We start from the raw sequence: 3,662 nt of genomic DNA, 5'->3' as shown, positions 1-3,662 counted from the left end.
GCGTGGCGATCCTGAGCGCTTCGCACGTGATCGACCTGCTCGTCGACGCCGACGGCGCCGTCCACGAGTGCCGAGCGGAGGTCCAGCAGTGGCGAGCGGGTCCCGGGCCGTCCCCGGACCGGGCCCGGCGCTGAGGGGCGGGTGGTGCACCACCGGGGACACGTCGCCGGAGCGGGGAGCCCCTGGCCCGCGGGGCAGCACCCCGGCGGGTCTTGCCGCCACCGGCCGGCGCACCTAGCGTCGCGGGCATCGAGGCGGTGAGTCACCCCGAGGACGAGGAGGTCGACGTGGCTGACGAGCGCAGCGGCGTGCAGAAGGTCGCCGAGATCATCGAGGACATCAAGACCTGCATGCTGACCACCAGCACCGACGACGGGCGCCTGGTCAGCCGCCCCATGGCCGTGCAGCAGGTGCGCTTCGACGGCGACCTGTGGTTCGCCACCGACGGCGACGCCTCCAAGGTCGAGCAGATCCGGCACGGCGCGCACGTCAACGCCGCCTTCGCCAGCCGCGACGCCTGGCTCTCCCTGGCCGGCACCGCCGAGGTCGTGCACGACGCGGCCAAGGCGGAGGAGCTGTGGAACACCGCGCTGGACGCGTGGTTCCCCGACGGCCCCCGCACCCCGGGCCTGGCGCTGATCAAGGTGCACGCGCAGAGCGCGGAGTACTGGGACACCCCCGGCGGCGTCGTCACCAGCCTGATCGCCCTGGCCACCAGCAAGGTCAAGGGGCAGCGCCCCGACGTCGGGGAGAACGAGACCGTCGAACTGGCGTGAGCACCCGGCCGGCGGGGGCTCGCCCCCTCCGCCCGGCCGCGGCACGACGCGGCGCGAGCGCGCAGGGAGGGGTCAGCCGGTGGTGCCACCCGCGCAGTTCGCCCGAGCAGCGGCCGCGGCCGCGGGGATCACCGCCTCGTTCGGCCTGGTGGTCGAGGACGTGGTGCCCCTGAACCTCTCCAACGCGATCACCCTGCGCCTGCTGCCCTGCGACGTCGTGGCGCGGGTGGCGCCCCGGGAGCACCAGGTCGCGGCGTTCGAGGTGGCGATCGCCGGGCAGCTCGCCGAGCGCGGCAGCCCGGTGGCCCGTCTGGACCCGCGCGTGCCGCCGCGCCCCCACGAGCGCGACGGGTTCGTGGTGACCGTGTGGACCCACTACGCGCCGGTGCCCGGCCGCGCGGTCGCCCCGGCCGAGTACGCCGAGGCGCTCAGGCGCCTGCACGCCGGCATGCGCGAGGTCGACGTGCCGGCGCCGCGCTTCACGCAGCGCGTCGAGCAGGCCCGGCGGCTCCTCGCCGACCGCGAACGCACCCCGGCCCTGAGCGAGGCGGACCGGGAGTTCCTCGGCCACGCCCTGTCCGGCCTGGGGCGGGCGGTCCGGGCGAGCGCGGGCGCCGAGCAGCTGCTGCACGGCGAACCGCACCCGGGCAACTTGCTGGCCACGCGGCAGGGGGCGTTGTTCATCGACTTCGAGACGTGCTGCCGCGGGCCGGTGGAGTTCGACCTCGCCCACGCCCCCGAGGACGTCGCCGCGCACCACCCCGGTGTCGATCGGGACCTGCTGTCGCGGTGCCGGATGCTGGTGCTGGCGATGATCACGTCGTGGCGGTGGGACCGGGAGGACCGGTTCCCCGACGGGCCCCGCCTGGGCGAGCAGTGGCTGGACCAGCTGCGGGCGGTGCTCGACCGGTCCGACGTGGACCTGCGGGGTTGAGCGCGGCTCCCCAGCGCAACGCCCGCAACAGGCCGGACCGCCGAGGACGCCACCACCGGGGAGGACGGCTGCCCTCCAGCTCTCCCCCGCAGCACGCGGCCTTCGAGCACCGCGACGCCGCGGCCGGTTTCGAGGGCGCCTCCTTCCGGTCGAGGAGCGGCGGCACCGTCGTCGACGGGCACACCGCCGCCGTCGAGGACGGCGAGCCGCACGCCGCCGGGCACTCGATCGAGCTCGACGCGAACCGGTGCACGCGGCGAGCCCGCGTGCACGGGCGCACGGGCGCACGGCGCACTGCGCACGGCGCCTGAGCGCCCGGAACCCCTGAGCCCTCACCACGGCCGACCCCACGCCACCTGCTCCCGCCGAGCCGCGGGGCGGCCCCTGGAACCGCCCGAACCGCCGGCCCCGACTCGCCGGCGGTGCCGCGCGAGGTGCCCACCTCGGCAGCAGCGCTGCGCGCGTGCAGCACCAGGGCGACGTGGTCGGCCGGCTCGACCCGCTGCGGGTGCGCCTGCACCCGGCCGGCCCCGGCGACGTCGACCTCACCGATCCGGGCGGGCGTGGACGAGCGGGCCGGCGCTTCGTGCGCGACCCTTGCCCCTCCACCCGCCCGTCGCCACGTGCAGCGGGCGGGACCGTCCCTCGAGAGGAGCGCTTCGGTGTCCGAGCGTCAAACCGTGATCCGTTCCCTGCACGACCTGGGCCTGGCGGCCTGGTTCGGCGGCTCGCTCTTCGGTGCCGTGGGCCTGAACGGCGCCTCCGCCGCCGTCTCCGACCCGGGGGACCGCACCCACGTGGCCACCGCCGGCTGGGCCCGCTGGGCCCCGGTCAACGCCGCCGCGCTGGCGGTGCACAGCATCGGCGGCGTCGGGCTGATCCTGGCCAACCGCGGGCGCGTGGCCGCGCAGGCCGGCACCCGCGGCAACACCGTCCTCAAGGCCGGGCTCACGCTGGCCGCGATGGGCGTGACCGCGTACTCCGGGCTGCAGGGCGCCAAGCTGGGCAAGGACTCCCACGCCCCGGCCGCCTCGGGGGTGGACCCCTCCGAGGACACCCCCGCCGAGATCGCCGCCGCCCAGCGCCGGCTGAAGGTGCTGCAGTGGTCCATCCCCGCCCTGACGGGGGTGCTGCTGGTGATGGGCGCCCAGCAGGGTGAGCAGCAGAAGGCCGGGGAGGTCTCCAAGGGCCTGCTGAAGAGCACGGGCCTTGCCGGTGCGCTGCTGGGCGCCGCCAAGAACTGAGCACCACCACCGCTCGCCCAGCGCGGCCGACCCCGCACGACGGCGCTCCGGTGCACAGGACCCGCACCTGCGCTCACGGCCCCCGCGGGGCGTGGACGCAGGTGCGGGTCCGGCGTGCGCAGCGGTGCCGGCGGGCGGCGCTGCGCACGTGCTCACCGGTGCGGTGCGGGCGCGGGCCGGCCCAGCAGGTAGCCCTGGGCGTGGGTGCAGCCCAGCGCGCGCAGCACCTCCAGGGCCGCCGGGCTCTCCACGCCCTCCACCACCGTGGTGCGCTGCAGGTCCCGGCTCATCGCGATCAGTGCGGCCAGCACCGCGCGCCCGGCGGGGTGGGGCACGTGCGCGGTGAAGGCCCTGTCCACCTTGAGCACCTGCGCGGGCACCTGCAGCAGGCGCTGCAGGTCCGAGTAGCCGCTGCCGACGTCGTCCAGGGCGATGGTGCACCCCAGGTCGACCAGCGCACCGAAACCGGCCGCGGCGCCGGCGCCGAGCACCCCGCTCTCGAGCACCTCCAGCGTCAGCCGCTCAGCAGGCAGGCCGGTGCTCGCCAGGACGGCGGCGACCTCGCCGGCGAAGCCGGGGCGGGCGAACTGCGCGGGGGAGGTGTTGACGAAGACCCGCGCCGGGGCCGGCTCGGGCCAGGCCGCCAGCTCCCGGCAGGCGGTGGCCAGCACCCAGGAGTCCAGCGCGCGCATCAGCCCCTCCCCCGAG

General features: G+C 76.6%; 5 protein-coding genes. 4 read left to right on the top strand and 1 reads right to left on the bottom strand.

The annotated features are described in order from the left end of the window. Window positions 1-257 precede the first annotated feature (257 nt). The 4 genes from GTR00_RS16625 (at window position 258) to GTR00_RS16610 (ending at window position 2,954) form a co-directional block, all read left to right on the top strand. Window positions 258-776 carry a pyridoxamine 5'-phosphate oxidase family protein gene (locus GTR00_RS16625; RefSeq protein ID WP_205705996.1) on the top strand — a complete coding sequence of 173 codons (519 nt, stop codon included), beginning with the start codon at window positions 258-260 and terminating at the stop codon, window positions 774-776. A gap of 82 nt (window positions 777-858) precedes the next feature. Then, window positions 859-1,710 (top strand): phosphotransferase, encoded by an 852-nt coding sequence (locus tag GTR00_RS16620; RefSeq protein ID WP_166612698.1) that lies wholly within the window; start codon window positions 859-861, stop codon window positions 1,708-1,710. Next, on the top strand, window positions 1,707-2,021 hold the full coding sequence (locus GTR00_RS16615) for a putative glycolipid-binding domain-containing protein (protein ID WP_166612697.1): 315 nt from the start codon (window positions 1,707-1,709) through the stop codon (window positions 2,019-2,021). The genes GTR00_RS16620 and GTR00_RS16615 overlap by 4 nt, the downstream gene beginning before the upstream one ends. 369 nt (window positions 2,022-2,390) lie before the next feature. Next, window positions 2,391-2,954, top strand: a complete 564-nt coding sequence (locus tag GTR00_RS16610; RefSeq protein WP_240900472.1) for a hypothetical protein — start codon at window positions 2,391-2,393, stop codon at window positions 2,952-2,954. A gap of 152 nt (window positions 2,955-3,106) precedes the next feature. Here the strand turns inward: GTR00_RS16610 and GTR00_RS16605 are convergent. After that, a partial coding sequence (locus tag GTR00_RS16605) for an EAL domain-containing protein (RefSeq protein ID WP_166612695.1) occupies window positions 3,107-3,662 on the bottom strand: 556 nt, incomplete at its 5' end.

The organism is Kineococcus indalonis, assembly GCF_009906395.1.
Classification (GTDB): Bacteria; Actinomycetota; Actinomycetes; order Actinomycetales; family Kineococcaceae; genus Kineococcus; species Kineococcus indalonis.
The sequence above is the reverse complement of the archived record's forward strand: the minus strand, read 5'-3'. Positions and strand labels throughout refer to the sequence as shown.